Origin of the sequence: Simplicispira metamorpha, from assembly GCF_004341365.1 — a bacterium.
Lineage (GTDB): Bacteria > Pseudomonadota > Gammaproteobacteria > Burkholderiales > Burkholderiaceae_C > Simplicispira > Simplicispira metamorpha.
The window spans coordinates 100,111-123,327 of sequence record NZ_SLXH01000009.1 but is presented as its reverse complement, the minus strand read 5'-3'; the positions used below and the strand labels follow the sequence as shown (position 1 = coordinate 123,327).

Annotated in this window: 18 protein-coding genes, 6 tRNA genes and 3 rRNA genes; 9 read left to right on the top strand and 18 right to left on the bottom strand. The window is 60.1% G+C overall.

The window, feature by feature from the left end; genetic code table 11:
• Positions 1 to 66 precede the first annotated feature (66 nt).
• From rrf to cysS, 11 genes are all read right to left on the bottom strand, one after another.
• Positions 67 to 179, bottom strand: a 5S ribosomal RNA gene (rrf, locus tag EV674_RS06870).
• A gap of 119 nt (positions 180 to 298) precedes the next feature.
• Positions 299 to 3,178 (bottom strand): 23S ribosomal RNA (locus tag EV674_RS06865).
• A gap of 348 nt (positions 3,179 to 3,526) precedes the next feature.
• Positions 3,527 to 3,602, bottom strand: a tRNA-Ala gene (locus EV674_RS06860).
• Positions 3,603 to 3,642: 40 nt separating this feature from the next.
• A tRNA-Ile gene (locus EV674_RS06855) sits at positions 3,643 to 3,719 on the bottom strand.
• A 112-nt stretch (positions 3,720 to 3,831) separates the two neighbouring features.
• Positions 3,832 to 5,364, bottom strand: a 16S ribosomal RNA gene (locus EV674_RS06850).
• Together the 16S, 23S and 5S rRNA genes with 2 tRNA genes alongside form the textbook arrangement of a ribosomal RNA operon.
• Positions 5,365 to 6,020: 656 nt before the next feature.
• Positions 6,021 to 6,113: transfer RNA gene (locus EV674_RS06845), tRNA-Ser, on the bottom strand.
• A gap of 37 nt (positions 6,114 to 6,150) precedes the next feature.
• A complete protein-coding gene (locus EV674_RS06840; RefSeq protein ID WP_119012738.1) occupies positions 6,151 to 7,419 on the bottom strand; it encodes an aspartate kinase in 1,269 nt (422 codons plus the stop codon).
• 81 nt (positions 7,420 to 7,500) lie between these two features.
• Positions 7,501 to 8,463, bottom strand: coding sequence for a tRNA lysidine(34) synthetase TilS (gene tilS / locus EV674_RS06835; RefSeq protein ID WP_119012739.1), 963 nt, complete (start codon positions 8,461 to 8,463; stop codon positions 7,501 to 7,503).
• Between the two features lie 51 nt (positions 8,464 to 8,514).
• Complete coding sequence (locus tag EV674_RS06830; protein ID WP_119012740.1) at positions 8,515 to 9,492, bottom strand: acetyl-CoA carboxylase carboxyltransferase subunit alpha; 978 nt, start codon at positions 9,490 to 9,492, stop codon at positions 8,515 to 8,517.
• A gap of 54 nt (positions 9,493 to 9,546) precedes the next feature.
• Positions 9,547 to 10,110, bottom strand: coding sequence for a DNA-3-methyladenine glycosylase family protein (locus EV674_RS06825; RefSeq protein WP_374761671.1), 564 nt, complete (start codon positions 10,108 to 10,110; stop codon positions 9,547 to 9,549).
• A 144-nt stretch (positions 10,111 to 10,254) separates the two neighbouring features.
• A complete protein-coding gene (gene cysS / locus EV674_RS06820) occupies positions 10,255 to 11,631 on the bottom strand; it encodes a cysteine--tRNA ligase (protein ID WP_119012742.1) in 1,377 nt (458 codons plus the stop codon).
• Between the two features lie 211 nt (positions 11,632 to 11,842).
• Here cysS and EV674_RS06815 point away from each other — a divergent pair, with 211 nt between their 5' ends.
• From EV674_RS06815 to EV674_RS06790, 6 genes are all read left to right on the top strand, one after another.
• Positions 11,843 to 12,946, top strand: coding sequence for a nuclear transport factor 2 family protein (locus EV674_RS06815; protein ID WP_119012743.1), 1,104 nt, complete (start codon positions 11,843 to 11,845; stop codon positions 12,944 to 12,946).
• Between the two features lie 126 nt (positions 12,947 to 13,072).
• The gene (locus tag EV674_RS06810; RefSeq protein WP_119012830.1) at positions 13,073 to 14,290 is read left to right on the top strand and encodes a L,D-transpeptidase family protein; all 1,218 of its coding nucleotides are present in this window, start codon (positions 13,073 to 13,075) and stop codon (positions 14,288 to 14,290) included.
• Positions 14,287 to 14,871, top strand: coding sequence for a peptidylprolyl isomerase (locus EV674_RS06805; protein ID WP_119012744.1), 585 nt, complete (start codon positions 14,287 to 14,289; stop codon positions 14,869 to 14,871). The genes EV674_RS06810 and EV674_RS06805 overlap by 4 nt, the downstream gene beginning before the upstream one ends.
• 27 nt (positions 14,872 to 14,898) lie before the next feature.
• Complete coding sequence (locus EV674_RS06800) at positions 14,899 to 15,411, top strand: peptidylprolyl isomerase (RefSeq protein ID WP_119012745.1); 513 nt, start codon at positions 14,899 to 14,901, stop codon at positions 15,409 to 15,411.
• A gap of 36 nt (positions 15,412 to 15,447) precedes the next feature.
• The gene (locus EV674_RS06795) at positions 15,448 to 16,239 is read left to right on the top strand and encodes a UDP-2,3-diacylglucosamine diphosphatase (RefSeq protein WP_119012746.1); all 792 of its coding nucleotides are present in this window, start codon (positions 15,448 to 15,450) and stop codon (positions 16,237 to 16,239) included.
• Between the two features lie 4 nt (positions 16,240 to 16,243).
• Positions 16,244 to 17,107, top strand: a complete 864-nt coding sequence (locus tag EV674_RS06790) for a M90 family metallopeptidase (protein WP_119012747.1) — start codon at positions 16,244 to 16,246, stop codon at positions 17,105 to 17,107.
• Positions 17,108 to 17,190: 83 nt separating this feature from the next.
• On the opposite strand, the gene EV674_RS06785 is transcribed toward EV674_RS06790, so the two are convergent.
• The 4 genes from EV674_RS06785 to EV674_RS06770 form a co-directional block, all read right to left on the bottom strand.
• Entirely contained in the window at positions 17,191 to 18,033 is an 843-nt protein-coding gene (locus EV674_RS06785; protein ID WP_119012748.1) for a DODA-type extradiol aromatic ring-opening family dioxygenase, read from the bottom strand.
• Between the two features lie 97 nt (positions 18,034 to 18,130).
• Positions 18,131 to 18,544 (bottom strand): alternative ribosome rescue aminoacyl-tRNA hydrolase ArfB, encoded by a 414-nt coding sequence (gene arfB, locus EV674_RS06780; protein ID WP_119012749.1) that lies wholly within the window; start codon positions 18,542 to 18,544, stop codon positions 18,131 to 18,133.
• A gap of 74 nt (positions 18,545 to 18,618) precedes the next feature.
• Complete coding sequence (gene aroQ / locus EV674_RS06775) at positions 18,619 to 19,080, bottom strand: type II 3-dehydroquinate dehydratase (RefSeq protein ID WP_119012831.1); 462 nt, start codon at positions 19,078 to 19,080, stop codon at positions 18,619 to 18,621.
• Between the two features lie 131 nt (positions 19,081 to 19,211).
• Complete coding sequence (locus EV674_RS06770) at positions 19,212 to 19,616, bottom strand: hypothetical protein (RefSeq protein ID WP_119012750.1); 405 nt, start codon at positions 19,614 to 19,616, stop codon at positions 19,212 to 19,214.
• 171 nt (positions 19,617 to 19,787) lie between these two features.
• Here EV674_RS06770 and EV674_RS06765 point away from each other — a divergent pair, with 171 nt between their 5' ends.
• From EV674_RS06765 to EV674_RS06755, 3 genes are all read left to right on the top strand, one after another.
• Positions 19,788 to 21,587 (top strand): glutamine--tRNA ligase/YqeY domain fusion protein, encoded by a 1,800-nt coding sequence (locus EV674_RS06765; RefSeq protein ID WP_119012751.1) that lies wholly within the window; start codon positions 19,788 to 19,790, stop codon positions 21,585 to 21,587.
• A gap of 114 nt (positions 21,588 to 21,701) precedes the next feature.
• Positions 21,702 to 22,019: a DUF2322 family protein gene (locus tag EV674_RS06760; RefSeq protein WP_119012752.1), complete on the top strand. Its 318-nt coding sequence runs from the start codon at positions 21,702 to 21,704 to the stop codon at positions 22,017 to 22,019.
• Between the two features lie 88 nt (positions 22,020 to 22,107).
• On the top strand, positions 22,108 to 22,734 hold the full coding sequence (locus EV674_RS06755) for a DUF937 domain-containing protein (RefSeq protein ID WP_119012753.1): 627 nt from the start codon (positions 22,108 to 22,110) through the stop codon (positions 22,732 to 22,734).
• 125 nt (positions 22,735 to 22,859) lie between these two features.
• Here the strand turns inward: EV674_RS06755 and EV674_RS06750 are convergent.
• From EV674_RS06750 to EV674_RS06740, 3 genes are all read right to left on the bottom strand, one after another.
• Positions 22,860 to 22,936 (bottom strand) — tRNA-Asp (locus EV674_RS06750).
• Between the two features lie 50 nt (positions 22,937 to 22,986).
• Positions 22,987 to 23,062, bottom strand: a tRNA-Glu gene (locus EV674_RS06745).
• 33 nt (positions 23,063 to 23,095) lie between these two features.
• A tRNA-Ala gene (locus EV674_RS06740) sits at positions 23,096 to 23,171 on the bottom strand.
• Between the last annotated feature and the right edge of the window lie 46 nt (positions 23,172 to 23,217).

Here is a 23,217-nt window from a genome sequence, read left to right as displayed (position 1 = left end):
CCCCCCAAAACCGAAACCCCCCGTGACCTGTTTGTGAGGTTACGGGGGGGTTTGGAGGCTATTGGTGCCTGACGATGACCTACTTTCACACGGGAACCCGCACTATCATCGGCGCGAAGTCGTTTCACTGTCCTGTTCGGGATGGGAAGGAGTGGTACCGACTTGCTATGGTCATCAGGCGTAACTTGTTGCTGGGCAGTTTTTTGGACTGCCTAGCGAATTCATAGAGTATGGAATCAGATTGTTTTTGATTGCGCTATTGGCATAACAGACCTTGATCATTGGAGATCAAAGTTATAGGGTCAAGCCGCACGAGCAATTAGTACTGGTTAGCTGAACGCATTACTGCGCTTACACACCCAGCCTATCAACGTCCTGGTCTAGAACGACTCTTCAGGGGGGTCAAGCCCCCGGCAGATCTCATCTTGAAACGAGTTTCCCGCTTAGATGCTTTCAGCGGTTATCTCTTCCACACTTAGCTACCCTGCGATGCCACTGGCGTGACAACAGGTACACCAGAGGTGTGTCCACTCCGGTCCTCTCGTACTAGGAGCAGGCTTCCTCAAATCTGCAGCGCCCACGGAAGATAGGGACCAAACTGTCTCACGACGTTTTAAACCCAGCTCACGTACCTCTTTAAATGGCGAACAGCCATACCCTTGGGACCGGCTACAGCCCCAGGATGAGATGAGCCGACATCGAGGTGCCAAACACCGCCGTCGATATGAACTCTTGGGCGGTATCAGCCTGTTATCCCCAGAGTACCTTTTATCCGTTGAGCGATGGCCCTTCCATACAGAACCACCGGATCACTATGTCCTGCTTTCGCATCTGCTCGACTTGTCAGTCTCGCAGTTAAGCACGCTTATGCCATTGCACTATCGTCACGATGTCCGACCGTAACTAGCGTACCTTCGAACTCCTCCGTTACGCTTTGGGAGGAGACCGCCCCAGTCAAACTGCCTACCATGCACTGTTCCCGATCCCGATAAGGGACCTGGGTTAGAACCTCAAACGCACCAGGGTGGTATTTCAACGTTGGCTCCATGTGATCTAGCGACCACACTTCAAAGCCTCCCACCTATCCTACACAGATCCGTTCAAAGTCCAATACAAAGCTACAGTAAAGGTTCATGGGGTCTTTCCGTCTTTCCGCGGGGAGATTGCATCATCACAAACATTTCAACTTCGCTGAGTCTCAGGAGGAGACAGTGTGGCCATCGTTACGCCATTCGTGCAGGTCGGAACTTACCCGACAAGGAATTTCGCTACCTTAGGACCGTTATAGTTACGGCCGCCGTTTACTGGGACTTCAATCAAGAGCTTGCACCCCATCATTTAATCTTCCAGCACCGGGCAGGCGTCACACCCTATACGTCCACTTTCGTGTTTGCAGAGTGCTGTGTTTTTATTAAACAGTCGCAGCCACCGATTTTTTGCAACCCCTTTTGGCTTGCCTTGTACAGGTTCACCTAATTGGGGCATACCTTCTCCCGAAGTTACGGTATCAATTTGCCGAGTTCCTTCTCCTGAGTTCTCTCAAGCGCCTTAGAATACTCATCTCGCGCACCAGTGTCGGTTTGCGGTACGGTCGTCAATAGCTGAAGCTTAGTGGCTTTTCCTGGAAGCAGGGTATCACTCACTTCGTCTGCAAGCAGACTCGTTATCACCCCTCATCTAAGCCCGGCGGATTTGCCTACCGAGCACGACTACAGGCTTGAACCAACATATCCAACAGTTGGCTGAGCTAACCTTCTCCGTCCCCACATCGCACTATTGATCGGTACAGGAATATTGACCTGTTTCCCATCAGCTACGCATCTCTGCCTCGCCTTAGGGGCCGACTCACTCTACGCCGATGAACGTTGCGTAGAAAACCTTGCGCTTACGGCGAGGGGGCTTTTCACCCCCTTTAACGCTACTCATGTCAGCATTCGCACTTCTGATACCTCCAGCATCCGTTACCAGACACCTTCACAGGCCTACAGAACGCTCTCCTACCACGTGCAATAAATTGCACATCCGCAGCTTCGGTAACTGGCTTAGCCCCGTTACATCTTCCGCGCAGGACGACTCGATCAGTGAGCTATTACGCTTTCTTTAAATGATGGCTGCTTCTAAGCCAACATCCTGACTGTTTTAGCCTTCCCACTTCGTTTCCCACTTAGCCAATTTTAGGGACCTTAGCTGGCGGTCTGGGTTGTTTCCCTCTTGAGTCCGGACGTTAGCACCCGGTGCTCTGTCTCCCAAGCTGTACTCGTCGGTATTCGGAGTTTGCATAGGTTTGGTAAGTCGCCATGACCCCCTAGCCTAAACAGTGCTCTACCCCCGACGGTAATACTTGAGGCACTACCTAAATAGTTTTCGGAGAGAACCAGCTATTTCCAAGTTTGTTTAGCCTTTCGCCCCTATCCACAGCTCATCCCCTAGTTTTGCAACACTAGTGGGTTCGGACCTCCAGTACCTGTTACGGCACCTTCATCCTGGCCATGGATAGATCACTTGGTTTCGGGTCTACACCCAGCGACTATGTTCGCCCTATTCGGACTCGATTTCTCTACGGCTTCCCTATTCGGTTAACCTTGCCACTGAATGTAAGTCGCTGACCCATTATACAAAAGGTACGCAGTCACCCCTTTCGAGGCTCCTACTTTTTGTAAGCATGCGGTTTCAGGATCTATTTCACTCCCCTCCCGGGGTTCTTTTCGCCTTTCCCTCACGGTACTGGTTCACTATCGGTCGATGATGAGTATTTAGCCTTGGAGGATGGTCCCCCCATATTCAGACAAGGTTTCTCGTGCCCCGCCCTACTTTTCTGCAGCCTAGTACCACACGTCGGTTTTCGCATACAGGGCTATCACCTGCTATGGCTGGGCTTTCCATCCCATTTTGCTAACCGTCGTGCTATCACTGCAAGGCTTCTCCGATTTCGCTCGCCACTACTTTCGGAATCTCGGTTGATGTCTTTTCCTCGAGCTACTGAGATGTTTCAGTTCACCCGGTTCGCTTCGTACACCTATGTATTCAGTGTGCGATACCCCTAAGGGTGGGTTTCCCCATTCAGAAATCTCCGGATCAAAGCTTATTTGCCAGCTCCCCGAAGCTTATCGCAGGCTATCACGTCTTTCGTCGCCTATCATCGCCAAGGCATCCACCACATGCTCTTAGTCACTTGACCCTATAACTTTGACGTCTCTTGCGAAACATCTCCATTTTCTTTCAAGGACTTGCAAGGTCTTTCACCTTGCGCGTTATGCCGTAATCAACTAAACCCTTTCGGGCCTTCATCGTATTACTTTTGAATTTCCAAGCTAAGCTTGAATATTCGTTTTGACGCAATCAAAAATTTCATGTTGCTGATGGCACGGTCTGCAGGTTTTATCCTTGCAGTTTCCATCAGCAACTCTGATTCGACTCTATGAATTTTTAAAGAACAGCCGATTGATCGAACAATATCGATCAACAACAAAGTAGCCTTTTTCAAAGCCACTTTGGTGTTGAATCACGTATAAACCAAATACTTGGTTGGTGGAGGATGACGGGATCGAACCGACGACCCCCTGCTTGCAAAGCAGGTGCTCTCCCAGCTGAGCTAATCCCCCAGGAATCGCATTGTCGTGTCGAAATTTGACCTGTAACACTTGGTGGGTCTGGTTGGTCTCGAACCAACGACCCCTGCGTTATCAACACAGTGCTCTAACCAACTGAGCTACAGACCCAAGCGGGTCTCTGCAAATAACAACAAGAATTTTTAATCTTGCAGTTGCTTTACAGCGACTTCTTCCAACAACCGATAAGTGTGGGCGTTCAAACTAGATTGCAGTTTTCCAGAAAGGAGGTGATCCAGCCGCACCTTCCGATACGGCTACCTTGTTACGACTTCACCCCAGTCACGAACCCTGCCGTGGTAATCGCCCTCCTTGCGGTTAGGCTAACTACTTCTGGCAGAACCCGCTCCCATGGTGTGACGGGCGGTGTGTACAAGACCCGGGAACGTATTCACCGTGACATTCTGATCCACGATTACTAGCGATTCCGACTTCACGCAGTCGAGTTGCAGACTGCGATCCGGACTACGACTGGCTTTATGGGATTAGCTCCCCCTCGCGGGTTGGCAACCCTTTGTACCAGCCATTGTATGACGTGTGTAGCCCCACCTATAAGGGCCATGAGGACTTGACGTCATCCCCACCTTCCTCCGGTTTGTCACCGGCAGTCCCATTAGAGTGCTCAACTAAATGTAGCAACTAATGGCAAGGGTTGCGCTCGTTGCGGGACTTAACCCAACATCTCACGACACGAGCTGACGACAGCCATGCAGCACCTGTGTTACGGCTCTCTTTCGAGCACAATCGCGTCTCTGCGATCTTCCGTACATGTCAAAGGTGGGTAAGGTTTTTCGCGTTGCATCGAATTAAACCACATCATCCACCGCTTGTGCGGGTCCCCGTCAATTCCTTTGAGTTTTAACCTTGCGGCCGTACTCCCCAGGCGGTCAACTTCACGCGTTAGCTTCGTTACTGAGAAAGTGAATTCCCAACAACCAGTTGACATAGTTTAGGGCGTGGACTACCAGGGTATCTAATCCTGTTTGCTCCCCACGCTTTCGTGCATGAGCGTCAGTGCAGGCCCAGGGGATTGCCTTCGCCATCGGTGTTCCTCCGCATATCTACGCATTTCACTGCTACACGCGGAATTCCATCCCCCTCTGCCGCACTCCAGCGATGCAGTCACTAATGCAGTTCCCAGGTTGAGCCCGGGGATTTCACATCTGTCTTACATCACCGCCTGCGCACGCTTTACGCCCAGTAATTCCGATTAACGCTTGCACCCTACGTATTACCGCGGCTGCTGGCACGTAGTTAGCCGGTGCTTATTCTTACGGTACCGTCATGAACCCCAGGTATTAACCAGAGTCTTTTCGTTCCGTACAAAAGCAGTTTACAACCCGAAGGCCTTCATCCTGCACGCGGCATTGCTGGATCAGGCTTTCGCCCATTGTCCAAAATTCCCCACTGCTGCCTCCCGTAGGAGTCTGGGCCGTGTCTCAGTCCCAGTGTGGCTGGTCGTCCTCTCAGACCAGCTACAGATCGTCGGCTTGGTAAGCTTTTATCCCACCAACTACCTAATCTGCCATCGGCCGCTCCGTCCGCGCGAGGTCTTGCGATCCCCCGCTTTCATCCGTAGATCGTATGCGGTATTAGCACAGCTTTCGCTGCGTTATCCCCCACGATCGGGCACGTTCCGATGTATTACTCACCCGTTCGCCACTCGTCAGCATCCGAAGACCTGTTACCGTTCGACTTGCATGTGTAAGGCATGCCGCCAGCGTTCAATCTGAGCCAGGATCAAACTCTACAGTTCGATCTTGTTAAATTTATACTCTTCCGAGTTAACTCATAAAGAAATCGAAGTGAACTTCACTTCTCCATGAGCGTTTGTAGTGCAAGCACTAGTTCCAAAGAACTTGGCAATCCACGTCCAAACGCCCACGCTTATCGGCTGTATATTTTTAAAGTACCAACAGAACAGATTTAACTCTTATTCCACTAAGGTCGCTGCGATCAGCGAAGCCTTGAATTATAACAGGTCTTTTTATTTCCTGTCAACACTGAGGGTTATTTAAACTTCTCAGCATTCTCACCAAACAGAACACTGCAAGCAGCAATCTTATCTAGCGAAGCCTTGTATTCTACACCGCTTTTCAGCAACTAAACACAAAACCCAGAAAACTTTTTCAACCACCTTCGCCACCCAAACAACACCGGAAAAACCAAAGCACCGGGTAGCGAAGCCCTCTATTTTAACACAGACTTGAAATAACTTTGAAAGAAATATGCAAATACTTTTTACATACAGTCAAGCCGATCAACTTGCACTACAAGCACTACACAAGATTGCGACAGCGTCGCTTTATCTCACTCGCTGGGAACCAGCCACAAAAGAGATCACACCCACAGAAACAAATACCAACAATGCATAAAGCCCTCAAGCAAATACTTTGCTTGAGGGCTTTTAATTGGCGGAAACGGAGGGATTCGAACCCTCGATGAGGCTCTACACCCCATACTCCCTTAGCAGGGGAGCACCTTCGGCCACTCGGTCACGTTTCCAATCCCGCTATTATGCCTCAAATTTTGGGCAACTCAATCATTCAGCCGTCTTATCCAGACCGAAAGCTGTGTGCAACGAACGCACGGCAAGTTCCAGATACTTCTCATCAATGATGACTGAGGTCTTGATCTCGGAGGTAGAGATCATCTGGATGTTGATGCCCTCTTGGCTCAGGACACGGAACATGGTGCTGGCAACACCCACGTGGCTGCGCATGCCGATACCCACAATGCTCACCTTGCAGATGTTAGGGTCACCCACCACCTCTTTGGCACCGAGCTCGGGCACCACTGTCGTGCGCAACAGATCAAGCGCGCGATTGAAATCGCTGTGGTTGACCGTGAAGCTAAAGTCGGCCTTACCGTCTTTGCTGATGTTCTGGATGATCACATCGACTTCAATGTTGGCATCTGCCACGGGGCCGAGGATGCGGTAGGCAATGCCGGGGGTGTCGGGCACGCCGAGCACCGAGATCTTGGCTTCGCCGCGGTTGAATGCGATACCGGATACAACGGCTTTTTCCATTTTTTCGTCTTCCTCAAAAGTAATGAGCGTGCCCGATTGGGCTTCTTCGGCCAGGTCGATGTCCCAAGGTGTGAAGCTGGACAGCACGCGCATGGGCACTTTGTACTTGCCAGCAAACTCCACCGAGCGAATTTGCAGCACTTTGCTGCCCAGGCTGGCCATTTCCAGCATTTCTTCAAAGCTGACGGTGTGCAGGCGCCGGGCCGCAGGCACCACGCGCGGATCGGTGGTGTAGACACCATCGACATCGGTATAAATCAGGCACTCGTCGGCCTTCATGGCGGCAGCGATGGCCACAGCAGATGTGTCCGAGCCGCCACGACCCAGCGTGGTGATGTTGCCGTCCCCATCAATACCCTGAAAACCGGTGACGATAACCACACGACCGGCATCCAGGTCAGCGCGCACGCGTTGGTCGTCAATCGACTCAATGCGCGCCTTGGTGTAGCTGCTGTCGGTGCGCACGGGCACCTGCCAGCCGGTGTAGCTGACGGCGGGCATGCCCTCGGCTTGCAGCGCAATGGCCAGCAGTGCCGACGATGCCTGCTCGCCCGTGGCGGCCAGCATATCCAGCTCGCGGTGGTATTCAGCAGTGGCTTTGGCCGGGGCCAGTTCGCCCGCCAGGCCCAGAAGGCGGTTGGTTTCGCCGCTCATGGCGCTGGGCACCACCACGATTTGGTGGCCAGCGCGCGCCCATTTGGCTACGCGCTTGGCAACGTTGCGGATACGCTCGGGCGAACCCATCGACGTGCCGCCATATTTGTGAACGATCAATGCCATTGGAGGTGTGTGGTGACGAAATCCTGGAGCACGGCGCAGGTTGCACAGTGTTTTGGCGCGCCGCCGTTTTTCGTGCAGTTGTTAATCCAAAACCGGCGGATTGTACCAATCGAGCTCTGCGCCCCGGCGCTCGATGAACCCCCTGCCCACCTTGATGTGAATCCGGTGCCCACGGGTGGTGCAGGCAGCGATCTGGCGCATCAACTCTGCCAGTTGCGCTGCGGCGGGCGTGGTCTGGTGGCTGCTGAGCAGCCAGTGGCGCAGCACATTGGCCTGGCGCTCCGGGCTGAGCGCCTGCAGCACAGCCAGCTGCGGCGGCACGCCCACTGCGGCCAGGTCTTGCTGCGCCAGTTCCTGCAACAGCGCTTTGGCTTGGCCCGCATGCGCCGCACTGCGCGCAAAAGTGTCGCGAAACGCTGGGAACACCGCCTCCAGCACCGGCAACAGGCGCGCACGGATGCGGTTGCGGGTATAGCGCTCATCGGCATTCGTGGGGTCTTCTACCCAGACCTCGCCACGTGCGCGCAGCCAGGCACGCACTTCGGTCGCACTCACCTGGAGCAGTGGCCGATGCCAGTCCAACCCCGCGCGTTGCCACTGTGCCGGCATGGACGCCAGCCCTGCCACCCCCGCGCCGCGCGACAGCGCCAGCAACAGCGTCTCTACTTGGTCATCCGCGTGCTGCGCCAAAGCTATTGATTTGATAGCTGCTTGCGATTTCTGGGAGCGGGCTGCAGCCTCAAAAGCCTTGTAACGCACGATGCGGGCGGCATCTTCAGGACTTTGCCCGGGCGCATGGCGGGCATCCACGTGCTGCACCAGCAAGGGCACCCGCAGGCGCTGGCACAACGCAGTGCAGTGCTGCACAAAGGTATCTGCCGCCGCTTGCAAACCATGATGAACATGGATGGCCTGCACCTGCCCCGGCCAGCGCTGCGCACAGGCCAGCAGCAGCGCCGTCGAATCCGCGCCACCACTCAGGCCCACGGCCAACGGCAGCGCCGGGACAAACGCGCCGATCGCAGCATCGAAGGTGGTGGACATGGCAGTGCAGCGGGCTAGCCCAAGGCGCAAACCGCCCCGGGCAGTGCCAGCTCAGCGGCTATCGGCCTTGGTGTCGGTAAAACGACCATAGCTTTGCAAACGCGCGTAGCGGCGCTCGATCAGCTCTTTGGTCTTGAGGTCGGCCACCTGGCGGAAGGCGTCGCCCAGTGCGCGCTTGAGCAAGGCCGCCATGTGCTTGGGATCGCGGTGGGCGCCGCCCACGGGCTCGCTGACGATTTTGTCCACCAGGCCCAGCGCCTTCAGGCGGTGCGCCGTGATGCCCAGGGCCTCGGCAGCCTCTTGGGCCTTGTCGCTGGTTTTCCAGAGGATGGAGGCGCAACCCTCAGGGCTGATGACGGAGTAGATCGAATACTGCAACATCAGCAGCTGGTCGCATACCGACAGCGCCAGCGCACCGCCCGAGCCGCCCTCGCCAATGATGGTGGTGATGATGGGCACTTCCAGTTGCGCCATCTCGTAGATGTTGCGGCCAATGGCCTCGGACTGGCCACGCTCCTCAGCGTCGATGCCCGGAAAGGCACCGGGTGTATCGACAAAAGTGAACACTGGCAGGCTGAACTTTTCTGCCGTCTTCATCAGGCGCAGCGCCTTGCGGTAGCCCTCGGGGCGCGTCATGCCAAAGTTGCGCAGTGCGCGCTCTTTGGTGTCGCGGCCCTTTTGCTGGCCCAGCACCATGCAGGCGTGGCCATTGAAGCGCGCCAGACCACCGACGATGGATTTGTCGTCGGCAAAATGCCGGTCGCCATGCAGCTCGACAAAGTCGGTGAACAGATCGCGCACGTAGTCCAGCGTGTAAGGGCGCTCGGGGTGGCGCGCAATCTTCGTAACCTGCCAGGGCGACAAGTCCGCATAGATGTCTTTGGTGAGCTGCTGGCTTTTTTTGCTGAGCTGGTCGATTTCTTCCGAAATATCGACAGCACTTTCGTTTTGCACGTAGCGCAGCTCTTCAATTTTGCTTTCGAGTTCTGCGATGGGTTGCTCAAAGTCGAGGAATGTTTTTTTCGCCAAGATGGGTTCTCCTAGGGCGCCCTGCGGCCGATGGTGGCGCAGGCGCGGTGCCGTTCAGTACGCGACCGGCTGCGGGTCCAGCGAGCGCCAAATATACCAAGTGGCTACGCTGCACCAGGGCTTCCAGGCCTCGGCCACCTCGCGGGCGTCGCTGCGGCTGACCGGGTCGCCAGAAAAGTAACCGAGGCTGATGCCCTTGATCAGCCCCACGTCGTCCAGCGGCAGCACGTTGGGCCGCAGCAGGTGGAAAATCAGGAACATTTCTGCCGTCCAGCGGCCCACGCCGCGGATGGCCACCAGCTCGGCAATGATGGCCTCGTCGTCCATGCTGCGCCAGGCATCGACGTGCAGCTTGCCCGCGTCAAAGTGCAGCGCCAGATCCACAAGATAGTCCACCTTGCGCGCCGACAGGCCCGCAGCGCGCATGTCGTCCACCTTGAGCCGCAGCACACTGGCGGGCGTGATGGTCGCTGGCGCCAGCGCGGCAAAGCGATCCCAGACGGTCTGCGCTGCCTTGACCGAGATTTGCTGGCCGACGATGCTGCGCGCCAGCGTGGTGAAGGCATCGCCGCGCGATTGCAAGGTGGCCTCGCCCAACTGCGGGATCAGGCGCTTCATGACCCGGTCTTTTTTCATGAGGTGCTTGCGCGCCTCTGACCAGTAGGCGGGCGAGACCAGATTTGCACCCTCTTGAACTATGATTTTAGTAGCTACCACCGCACGCCCCGTCTGCTTTGGAAGCCATTTTGACCATTAAATTTTTCACTGGGCAGCTTCCCAGGTGGTGCCTGCGGCAGAGTCTTTGAGCACGATGCCAGCGGCCAGCAGCTCTTGGCGAATACGGTCGGCTTCGGCCCAGTTTTTGGCGGCTTTGGCGGCGGTGCGCGCGGCAATCTGCGCCTCGATGGCGGCGCCATCCAGCGCCGTGCCCGCTTGCAAAAATGCCTGCGGATCGGCTTGCAGCAACCCCAGGCAGGCGCCCAGGCGCTTGAGCAACCCGGCAGCCTGCGCCGACTGGCTGCGATTGACTTCACTGGCCAGGTCAAACAGCACGGCCACGGCGTCGGGCGTGCCAAAGTCTTCGTCCATGGCCGCCTTGAAGCGGGCGGCGTGTGGCTCGGCCCAGTCCACGTCCACCTCGGCGGGCGCGACCAGGCTCAGGGCGGTGTACAGGCGCTTGAGGGCAGCGCGGGCGTCGTTCAAATGCACATCGCTGTAGTTGAGCGGGCTGCGGTAGTGGCTGCGCACGACAAAAAAGCGCACCGTTTCGGCGTCGTACTGTTGCAGCACGTCGCGGATGGTGAAGAAGTTGCCCAGGGATTTGGACATCTTCTCGTTGTCGATGTTGATGAAGCCGTTGTGCATCCAGGTGCGTGCCAGCATCTGGCCGTGGGCACCTTCGCTTTGGGCGATTTCGTTTTCGTGGTGCGGAAACTGCAAGTCGGCGCCGCCGCCGTGGATGTCAAAGCTCTCGCCCAGCAGTGCGCAGCCCATGGCCGAGCATTCGATGTGCCAACCGGGGCGGCCTTTGCCGAACGGGCTGTCCCACTGCACCTCGGTCGGTTCGGTGGGTTTGGCCGATTTCCAGAGCACAAAGTCCAGCGGATCGTGCTTGCCGTCTTGCACGGCCACGCGCTCGCCCGCATTCAACTCATCCAGCGACTTGCCCGAGAGCTTGCCGTAGCCCGCAAACTTGCGCACGGCGTAGTTCATGTCGCCATTGCCGGCCTGGTAGGCCAGGCCCTTGTCGGCCAGCTGGCCAATCAGCGACAGCATCTGCGGCACGTAGTCGGTGGCGCGCGGCTCGTGGGTGGGGCGCTCTATGCCCAGCGCGTCGGCATCCTGGTGCAGGGCATCGATCATGCGGTCGGTCAGGCTGCGGATGGTTTCGCCGTTGTGCACGGCGCGCTGGATGATTTTGTCGTCGATGTCGGTGATGTTGCGCACGTAGGTCACGCGGTAGCCGCTGGTGCGCAGCCAGCGCTGCACCACATCAAACGCCACCATGGAGCGGGCATGGCCCAGGTGGCACAGGTCGTACACGGTCATGCCGCAGACGTACATGCGCACATGGCCGGGTTCGAGCGGGGAAAACGCTTCCAATGCACGCGACAGCGTGTTGTAGATACGCAAACTCATGGGGTGTCAATGTTGGAGATTCAAGGGTGAAGCAGATTCACCGGGGGCGTGGGAAATTTGCCCGCTGCGGGGGGACAGGCCACTGGGCTGGTACACGCCTGTGTTGCGGCCCGTGGGGGTGCTACCCCGGTCTGGCACCCCCCTCAGCTACAATTCGCCGCAGTATAAGCCCCCTCGGGGCTTGTCGCATTCCTCCCCCAATCCACCCTCCATGAAGCAAGTTCGCCGCAATTTTTCCGATGTTCTGCGCCTGCTGGCACTGACTGCACTGCTGGGTGCCAGCGCTGCCCACGCCAACGAATATGGCGACATTGCCCAGTTGCTGCGCACCGGCAAAGCCGCCGAAGCACTGGCCAAGGCAGACCAGCTCCTGGTGGCCAAACCGCGCGATCCACAGCTGCGTTTCCTGCGCGGCGTGGCACTGACCGAGGCGGGCAAGCCCACCGAGGCCATCGCCGCTTTTTCCAAACTCACGCAAGACTATCCCGAGCTGCCTGAGCCCTACAACAACCTGGCCGTGCTGTACGCCAGCCAAAACCAGTTTGACAAGGCCCGTGCCGCGCTGGAGATGGCCATCCGTACCAATCCCAGCTACGCCACGGCCCACGAAAACCTGGGCGATGTCTATGCCCGCCTGGCCAGCCAGGCCTACAACAAGGCACTGCAACTGGACGCTACCCAGGCCGCAACGGTGCAGCCCAAGCTGGGGCTGATCCGCGATCTGGTCTCGCCCGTGGCAGGCGCTGGCGGCAAAGACGCCACCAAAGTTGCAGCAACACCGCCCCCCGCCCCGGCGGCTCCCCCAGTGCCTGCGGCACCCGTGGCAGCCCCGGCACAGGCATCGACGGCACCTTCTCCTGCTGCCGCACCGGCGGTCGCAGCCCCTGCACAGCCCGCCCCGGCGGCTGCACCCGCAGCAAAACCAGCACCTCCAGCGCCAGCGCCCGCCCCGGCAGCACCCGCGCCCGATGCGGCCGCAGTGCGCGACATAACCAGCGCAGTGCAAGACTGGGCCAAGGCCTGGGCCGCCAAAGACATGCCCTCTTACCTCAGCGCTTACGGCAAAGACTTCGTGCCTGCGGGCAAACAAAGCCGCAAAGCCTGGGAGACCGAGCGCCGCGATCGCATCGTGGGCAAATCGCGCATCAGCGTCAAAATTGATGACCTGCAAGTCAAAGTGGCAGGCACCAAGGCCACGGCACGGTTTCGCCAAAGCTACAGCGCAGGCGCACTCAACACCCAAAGCCGCAAGACGCTGGAGATGGTCAAAGTGCAAAACCAATGGCTCATCGTGCGCGAATCTGTGGGCAACTGACGCCAGCTGCCCGGCGCGGGCGGCCTGGATAGATATACAGACAGCGATTTGAACGCCGACATCTTTTTCTCACACCCTGCGCGGGGCCACTGGGTGCTGGCCAGCGCCTTAGTATGCGCACTGGGCATGCCGGGCACCGCTTGGGCGCAAGACAACAAGCCCAGCAAACGCCCTACCAAGCCCACGGCCAGCGCCCCCAAGAAAACCGTTCCACGGGCAGCACTGATCGACGGGCAGGCTGAAACGCGGCTGCTGGCCATCTACCAGCTCATCGGCCAGGGACAACAACGCCAGGCGCTGACCGATGCCGAAAACCTGGTGCGCGACCACCCCAACTTCCAATTGGCACAACTGGTACTGGGCGATTTGCTGGCGGCACGCGCACGCCCGCTGCGCCAGGTGGGTGCTGTGCCGGGCGCCCATGTGGCAGGCATTGTGGGCACCACCGACACCCTGAGCGTGCTGCGCGAAGAATCCCGCCAGCGGCTACAGGCGCAACACGCCCGCCCCCCGGCCAACACCATTCCGGCGCAATTCCTGGCCCTGTCGCCACGCCAGCGCCATGCGGTGGCGGTCGATGCCTCGCGCTCACGGTTGTATTTGTTTGAGAACTCGGCCCAGGGCATGCGCCTGGTGGCCGATTACTACGCCTCGGTGGGCAAGCTGGGCATCGACAAATACGTCGAAGGCGACCAGCGCACGCCGCTGGGCGTGTACTTCATCACCAGCCGCCTGGATCCGGCAACGCTGCGCGACTTCTACGGCGCCGGCGCCCTGCCCCTGAACTACCCCAATCCGCTCGACCAAAGCCGTGGCAAAACCGGCAGCGGCATCTGGCTGCACGGCACACCGCCCGAGCAGTTTGCGCGCGCGCCGTTGGCCACCGATGGCTGTGTGGCCATTGCCAACCCCGATCTGGAGCGCCTGCTGCGCACCGTCGAACGCTCCACCCCCGTGGTGATCGCACAGCAACTGCGCTGGGTGGCCCCCGACAGCGTGCAAACCGAGCGCCAACAGTTTGACGCCGTGCTCAACGCCTGGCGCGCCGCAAAATCCCAGGGCGACCTGGCCAGCCTGCAACGCTTTTACGCCCCTGACTTCAAAAGCGCCTCAGAGCAACCGCTGGCGCAGTGGCTGACCACGCTGACCCCGCCCCCCGACCAGCGCGGGCGCAGCATCGAAATCAAAGACAAATCCTATCTGCGCTGGACAGACAGCCAGGACACCATGGTGGTGACGTTTGGCGAAGTCCCCGAAGGCGCGCGCACTGGCACCACGCGGCGCCAATACTGGACGCGCAAGGGCACGCAGTGGCAAATATTCTACGAAGGAGTGACCGGATGATTTCCAAGAGAAAATCGACTCTAACGCTTGCTGGTATTGCGCTAGCAGCTATGTTTTCAGTAGCACCCATGGCCCAGGCGCAAGACGCGCCCCAGGTCAAACTGGCCACCTCCATGGGCGACATCGTGGTGCAGCTCGACCCGGCCAAGGCACCCAAGACGGTCGAGAACTTTCTGTCCTACGTGAAAGACAAGCACTACGACGGCACCATCTTCCACCGTGTCATCGACGGTTTCATGGTGCAAGGCGGTGGTTTTACCGCCGACATGGTGCAAAAGCCCACCAAGGCACCCATTCCCCTGGAAGCGGGCAATGGCCTGAAGAACGACACCTACACCATCGCCATGGCGCGCACCGGCAACCCGAACTCGGCCACGGCGCAGTTCTTCATCAACGTCAAAGACAACGCCATGCTCAACGCCCCGCAGCCTGACGGCCATGGCTATGCCGTGTTCGGCAAAGTGGTCAAGGGCACCGACGTGGTGGACAAAATCAAGGCCGTGGCCACCGGCAACAAGGGCGGCCACCAGAACGTGCCCACCACCCCCATCACCATCACTTCCGCCACGTTGGTGAAGTAAAACCCTTCTTTTTTGAAAGACCTTGCCATGAGCAACCCCCAAGTCGAACTGCACATCGCCAACTACGGCGTCATCACCCTCGAACTCGATGCGGCCAAAGCGCCCAAGTCGGTCGAGAACTTCCTGGCCTACGTCAACAACGGCCACTACAACAACACCATTTTTCACCGCGTGATCCCTGGCTTCATGGTGCAAGGCGGCGGCTTTGAACCCGGCATGAAGCAAAAAGAATCGACTCTGGTCGCTCCCATCCAGAACGAAGCACAGAACGGCCTGAAAAACGCCAACTACACCGTGGCCATGGCCCGCACCAGCGACCCGCACTCGGCCACAGCGCAGTTCTTCATCAACGTGACGGACAACAGCTTCCTCAACCACACCTCTCCCACACCGCAGGGCTGGGGCTATGCCGTATTTGGCAAGGTGATTTCGGGCACCGAGGTGGTGGACAAAATCAAGGCCGTCAAGACCGGTCGCAGCGGCTTCCATGACGACGTGCCCAAGGAAGACGTGGTCATCGAAAAGGCTGTGGCGCTGTAAGGCAGCCACCTGGTTCGCAGCCCCTGCCCTGCCACCATGACGCCGACCGTGCCCCGGTTCGAAGAGCTTGTGGCTCCTTCGCACTGGCGCACGGTCGATTTCATTTCCGACCTGCACTTGCAGGCCAGCGACCCGGCCACCTTGGCCGCTTGGCAGCAGCTGCTCCACACCACGCCCGCCGACGCCCTGTTCATTCTGGGCGATCTGTTTGAAGTGTGGGTGGGCGACGATGCCCTGCAAGAGCCCGGCAGCTTTGAGGCCCATTGCTGCGCCGTGCTGCAAGCCAGCGCCCGGCGCCAGCCTGTTTTTTTCATGCACGGCAACCGCGACTTTCTGGCGGGCGAGGCGTTTTTGCGCCACTGCGGCATCACCGGCCTGGCCGACCCCACGGTGCTGACGCTGGGCGAAGAACGCATCGTGCTCAGCCACGGCGACCTGCTGTGCGTGGACGATGTGGATTACCAGCGCTTTCGCCAGCAAGTGCGCAACCCCGTCTGGCAGCAGCAGGTGCTGGCCCAGCCCCTGGCCGCACGCCGCGCCCAGGCGCGCAGCATCCGCAGCGAGAGCGAGGCGCGCAAGCAGTCCGGCGAGGCGTATGCCGATGTGGACGGCCCCACCGCCATCGCCTGGCTACAAGCCGCCGGTGCCCGCACCCTGCTGCACGGCCACACCCACCGCCCCGCCGAACACACATGGGCCGATGGCCTGACCCGGGTGGTGTTGAGCGACTGGGACTGCACCGCCACACCGCCACGCGCCCAGGTGCTGCGCTGGCAAGCCGGCGCAGGCTTTGCGCGGATCAACACGCTGGCCGATCCGGCCCCTTGAGAATATGAGCGCATTGCAGGGCGCAGCGCAGGTTCTGCGGCGCCTATGGCAGGCCCTCCAACGCCTGGCCCGCCGCACCCCGCTGGCTGCGTTGGTGACCGAGCGCGACATTCCCGATGCGCTGTGGCAGGCCACGCTGGCGCACTACCCGTTTCTGACCTGCCTGAACGCCGCCGAGGCGCAGCACCTGCGCCGCCTGAGCGCCGCTTTTCTGGCGCACAAAGAATTTCACGGTAGCCACGGCCTGGTGGTGACCGACGCCATGGCCGTGGACATTGCCGCCCAGGCCTGCCTGCCGCTGCTGTACTGGGGCGACGGCACCGAGGCACTGGGCTGGTACGACGATTTTGTCGGCATCGTGCTGCACCCGGGGCAAGCGCTGGCCCGGCGCAAGGCCATGGACGATGCCGGTGTGGTGCACCACTACACCGAAGTGCTGGCGGGCGAGGCCATGGAGCGCGGCCCCATCATGCTGAGCTGGCAAGACGTGCGGGCGGGCGCACACAGCACGCACCACGGCACCAACGTGGTCATCCACGAATTTGCCCACAAGCTCGATATGCGCAACGGCAGCGCCGACGGCTGCCCGCCCCTGCCCGCAGGCTTCATGGGCACCGAGGGCGCGCGCGCGGCCCACGCCCTGTGGTGGCAAGCCTGGGAAAGCGCCTACGCCCAGTTCAAAGAGCGCGTCACCATCGCCGAGCGCTTTGGCGGCGCCTGGCCCTGGCTGGATGCCTACGGCGCCACCGCCCCCGCCGAGTTTTTTGCCGTGGCCTGCGAGGCGTATTGGGTCAACCGGATGCAGTTCGCCCACGAGTTCCCCAGCCTGGCGCCGCTGCTGGACGCTTTTTTTCAGCGTCCGGCGTGAGAACATTCGCTCGCTAAAAAAACAGCCAAATCAGCCTCTGACACCTGCCCATCAAGCGCGAGCAGCTATCATTTTTTACAAATTCAAACCGGTGGTTGCAAAGCAAAAGCATCCATGGCCAGCACGCCGTACATCACCTCTCGGCTGAGGTAGTCGGGGTGCAGGTCGTCGCCCGCCGCGCCCAGGGCAAAAAACAGCGGCAGAAAATGATCGTCCGTGGGGTGGGCACGCGCAGCATGGGGGGCGCGGCGGCGGTAGTCCAGCAACGCGGCCAAGTCACCGCGCAGCAGCGTATCTTCAATCCAGCGGCTGAACTCCAGCACATAGGGCGCGGGTTCACGCTCGCCGCCAAAAAACTCGCGCAGGTTGTGCGTCATGCTGCCCGAGCCCATCACCAGCACCCCCGACTGGCGCAGGCTGCGCAGGGCCACGCCCATGGCATAGACCTCGGCAGGGCCTGCCTGCGAGGGCAGCGCCACCTGCACCACGGGCAGATCAGCCTGGGCAAACAGGTGCATCAGCGGCACCCAGGCACCGTGGTCAAAAGGCCGCTCGGCATCGCCTTGCGCGGCCATGCCTGCGCTCTGCAACAAGGCAATCACCTCGTGTGCCAGCGCGGGCGATCCCGGTGCGGGGTATTGCAGCGCGTACAGCGCGGGCGGAAAGCCGCCAAAGTCGTGCCAGGTGGCGGGCTGCGCGCTGGTCATGACCCGGGGCGTGGGCGCCATCCAGTGTGGCGACATGACCACCACGCCGCGCAGGCTGGCAAAATTTTTGCGCAGTGTCTGCCCCCAGCGGGCCAGTGCCGGGCCGGTGCTGCCCGCCTCCATGGCAAACAAGGGGGCGCCGTGCGAGACAAACAGGGCCGGAACGCGGGCCGCATCACCGGTGGATGGGGCGACAAAAACAGGGGTGGCAGTGGACATGGCGTACTTTCAGAAGAATGGCCCACTGTAAAACGCCGCGCCGCTGCGACCAAGCCCCGCCGCCCCTACACACTGTTGCACCAGCAGCACCAATCGGTCAGTTGCCGTCGCGCACCCGGGCGCGCAGGGCCTTGGTGGCGCCGCGCTGGGTTTTGCCTTCCAGGCGGCGCTGTTTGGAGCCATAGGTGGGCTTGGTGGCACGGCGCACCAGCGGCGCCTGCGCCACGCTTTGCACCAAGGCGTTGAGCCGTGCCAGCGCATCGGCACGGTTTTGCTCCTGGCTGCGGTATTGCTGGGCCTTGATGACGACCACGCCGTCTTGCGTGATGCGGCTGTCGCGCAGCGCCAGCAGGCGCGCTTTCACGTCGATGGGCAGCGATGAGGCGCCCACGTCAAAGCGCAAATGCACCGCACTGGAAACCTTGTTGACGTTTTGCCCACCAGCGCCCTGGGCGCGCATGGCCGTGAACTCGACTTCCTCTTCCGGTACGTGCAGCAGGGGCGGGGTCATGGTGCGCTCCAGACAACAAGTCCGGCGTGGGGTGCGGTGCGTACTCGCACGGTGGCCAAAGAATGCGGGCGCACTCAGGCGGCGGCCTGCATCTGGGCCAGCGCGTCTATGGCCAGACCATAGCCCTGCACGCCAAAGCCGCACATCACGGCGCGCGCCACCGCCGACAGGTACGAGTGGTGGCGAAAGCTCTCACGCGCAAACACATTGCTGATGTGCAGCTCCACCAAAGTCACGCCCGTGCCCTTGATGGCATCGGCCAGTGCGATGCTGGTGTGCGTATAGGCACCCGCGTTGAGCACCACCCCGGCCAGATCACCTGCGGCGTGCAGACGACCGGCCTCGTGAATCCAGTCCAGCAGCACGCCCTCGTGGTTGCTTTGGTGAAAACGCAGCGCCAGGCCATGGCGCGCGCAGGCGGCGGCACACATCTGCCCCACATCGGCCAGCGTGTGTGCGCCATACACGGCGGGCTCGCGCGTGCCCAGCAGGTTGAGGTTGGGGCCATTGAGGACAAAAACGGTTTTCACAAGCACTGCTCCCTTTGCCAAGCGCCCGGCCAGCACAGGCCGCTGGTGGGCACAAACGCGCGATTATGCGGCGCCCCATGCAAAAGGCGGCCCCCAAAGGCCGCCTGCGCGCACAACAACTGCTGCACGCACTGGTGTCAGCGGCGATCCCAGCGGTCGCCCCGACCACCCCGGTCATCGCGGTGGCCATGGCCATGGCCGTGACCACGGTGGCGGTGGTGGCGACCACCATCACGGTAGTAATAACCAGGAGGCGGTGCCACGTAGGCAGGCGGTGCGTAATACACCGGCTGCGGTGGTGCGTAGTACACAGGCCGGGGTGGCGGTGCGTAATACACCGGTGGCGGGGGCGCGTAATACACCGGCGCGGGCGCCACCACCGCCGGGTAGCCATTGCCCACGCCCACTGCCACACCGGGAGCGGCAATGCCCACGGCCCAGTTCACATCACTGCGGGCCTGTGCTGCACCTGCCCCCACCAGCAAAGCCAAAGCCAGCCCTGCCGAAGCAGCCATGGCATGGAAAGAACGGTTTTTTGTCATAAAAATCTCCTGGTTGGATAGATGCCAGAGCACCTACCGTGCCCCCGCTGGTACATAACGCACCAGACAGCCGCAAGGATGGCACGAAAGCGCATCTTCTGTGTTTCCGGACGTACGCACGCCTGTTTCTGTGCGTAACCCCCACCCCGGGCAGCCACCTAAAATGGCCCCATGAGCCTTCCCACCACCCACACCCCCACAGACGCTGCCAAGCCCAGCAACTTTTTGCGCCAAATCATCGAGCACGACCTCGACAAAGGCACCTACGCCAGCCGCCGCTGGGCTGGCAGCCCCGGCGACGCTGCCCACCACGCCCAGGGCGAACCCGACCCCGCCAAAATCCGCACCCGCTTCCCGCCCGAGCCCAACGGCTACCTGCACATCGGCCACGCCAAAAGCATCTGCATCAACTTTGGCCTGGCGCGCGACTACGGCGGTATCTGCCACCTGCGCTTTGACGACACCAACCCGGAAAAAGAAGACACCGAATACGTCAACAGCATCATCGATGCCGTGAAATGGCTGGGCTTTGACTGGAACGGCAGCGCGGGCGCCGCCCCCTACCAGGCCAGCGACTACTTCGACTTCATGTACCGCGCTGCCGAATACCTGATTGAAGCGGGCCACGCCTACGTCGATGAACAAAGCGCCGAGGACATGCGCGCCAACCGGGGCGACTTCGGCAAGCCCGGCATCGACAGCCCCTACCGCAGCCGCCCCCCCGCCGAGAATTTAATGCGTTTTCGGGAGATGAGGGACGGCCAGCATGCGGATGGCGCTATGGTTTTGCGAGCAAAAATCGACATGGCCAGCCCCAACATCAACCTGCGCGACCCGGCCATCTACCGCATCCGCCGCGCCACGCACCACCACACGGGCGACCAATGGTGCATCTACCCCATGTACACCTTCGCGCACCCGATTGAGGACGCGCTGGAGCAAATCACCCACAGCATTTGCACGCTCGAATTTGAAGACCAGCGCCCGTTCTACGACTGGCTGCTGCAACGCCTGATAGAAGGCGGCCTGCTGGCCAGCCCGCCGCCGCACCAGTACGAATTTGCGCGCCTGAACCTGACCTACGTGGTGACCAGCAAACGCAAACTGGCCCAGTTGGTCAACGAACACAAAGTGAGTGGCTGGGACGATCCGCGCATGCCAACAATAGTCGGGCTGCGCCGCCGGGGTTACACGCCCCAAGCGCTGCAACTGTTTGCCGAACGCATCGGCGTGACCAAAAGCGACAGCTGGATCGACTACAGCACCCTCGAAGGCTGCCTGCGCGAAACCCTCGAACTGACCGCCCACCGGGGCATGGCCGTACTCAACCCCGTCAAGCTGGTACTGACCAACTGGGACGAGGTTTTTGCCGCAGGCTACCTGGAGCCCTGCCAACTGCCCGCCCTGCCCCACCCGCCCGAAGGCGTGGAGTCGCCCACCCGCCACTTCACCATCGGCAAGGAAGTCTGGATCGAGCGCGAAGACTTTGAAGAAGTGCCGCCCAAGGGCTACAAGCGCCTGTTCCCCGGCAACAAGGTGCGCCTCAAGGGCGGCTACGTCATTGAATGCACCGGCTGCACGAAAGATGCCAACGGCCAGATCACCGAAGTGCTGGCCACCGTGGTGGGGGACACCAAAAGCGGCACCCCCGGCGCCGACAGCGTGAAGGTGAAAGCCGCCATCACCTGGGTGGGCGTGGCAGACGGCGTGAGCGCCGAAGTGCGCATGTACGACCGCCTGTTCCTGGATGCGCAGCCCGATGCAGGCGGCAAAGACTTCCTGCAATGCCTGAACCCGAACAGCCTGAAGGTGGTGACCGCCATCGTCGAGCCGTCATTGGCCAACGCCCAGCCCGACGACAAATTCCAGTTTGAGCGCCACGGCTACTTTGTGGCCGATCGCATCGACCATCAGGCAGGCAAGCCGGTGTTTAACCTGGCGGTGGGGTTGAAGGACAGCTGGGGCAAGTAATGCCCCGCCCGCAAACATCAACCACTATTTCCGCATAACTTGCTACGCTTTTAGGAGCTGCTAGCGCGCACCAATAAAGCGCTAGCGGCCGATTTAGCTCTATATTTTTATCTGATGAACTTCGCAGACCGCCTGAAACAACTTCCCTCCGCCAGCCACCTCGCCGCACTCCATGTGCTGGACACTGACGGGCAAGCAATGGCCACCATCGAGAACAAGCCCGGCCAGACTGGCTCTCTGGTGGTGTATGCCGCGCTGGCGGCGCTGTACGGTGGCAGCATCACGCCCGCCGCAGCCCGCCTGGGGCTGGAGTGGTATGCCGAACACACGGCAGACGCACACGCCTTTCCCGGCAAACACCCCAACATCGACCGCCTGCTGGCCTGGGCCCAAGGCACCGAAAACTACCGCGTGCAGACCGTCGCTGCGTGATAAGCGAGCCAGATCGGCGGGGCACTGTTGTGGCCTACTATGTCCAGTGGAACCTGATGGGCTCCACCTCTTTCTGAAAGGATTCCTGATGAACTCCCCCACCTCTCTGGTCAGCGAACTGATGGCCCAGCTCCAGGGCGCCCCGCTCCAGCAAATGGCCCAGCAACTGGGAACCAGCACTTCGCAAACCGAGACTGCCGTCAGTGCTGCCTTGCCACTGCTGCTGGGCAGTTTGGGGCGCAATGCGGCCCAGCCCCAGGGCGCGATGGATCTTTTTGGTGCATTGCAGCGCAACCACAGCGGTGGTGCCGATCTGGGCGGGCTGCTGGGCTCACTGCTGGGAGGAGGCGCCAGCAGCAGTGCAGGCGGTGGCCAGCTGGATGGCGCAGCCATCCTGGGCCACATTTTTGGCGGCAACCAGCAGCGCGCTGAGGCGGGTCTGGGCCAAGCCACCGGGCTGGGTGCCAATGCCGGGCAGTTGCTGCAAATGCTGGCACCGATCGTGATGTCCTTCCTCGCGCAGCGCATGAACGCTGGCGGCATGGACGCCGGCAGCCTGGGCCAGGTTCTGAATCAAGAAAAAGAGCGCGCGCAACAACAGGGCGGTCTGGGTGGTGGTCTGCTGGGCAGCCTGCTCGACCAAGACGGTGACGGTCAGGTGGGGTTGAGCGATTTGCTCAAGATAGGCGGTGGACTGCTGGGCGGGCGGCGCTGAAAGCACACTGGGATCGCTCTGCTTTTGATAGCTGTTAGCGCTGTATGGCTGCACTCTGCGGCCATATTGAATCCCAAAACAAAAACGCCACAACCAAAAAAATTTGATTGTGGCGTTTGCTTTTATGGCGGAGTGGACGGGACTCGAACCCGCGACCCCCGGCGTGACAGGCCGGTATTCTAACCAACTGAACTACCACTCCTGGCAGGCAGCTTTCGCTTGTATTCATCACACAAGCCAAGCGCTACAACTTGGCGACCCCACGGGGATTCGAACCCCGGTACTCACCGTGAAAGGGTGATGTCCTAGGCCTCTAGACGATGGGGTCAAAACCTTGGAACTAACCGTTAACAGACAAATTTGGTGGAGGTAAACGGGATCGAACCGATGACCTCTTGCATGCCATGCAAGCGCTCTCCCAGCTGAGCTATACCCCCACTATGCAACAACATTCACTGTGTGTTTGTTGTCATCATCTGAGCC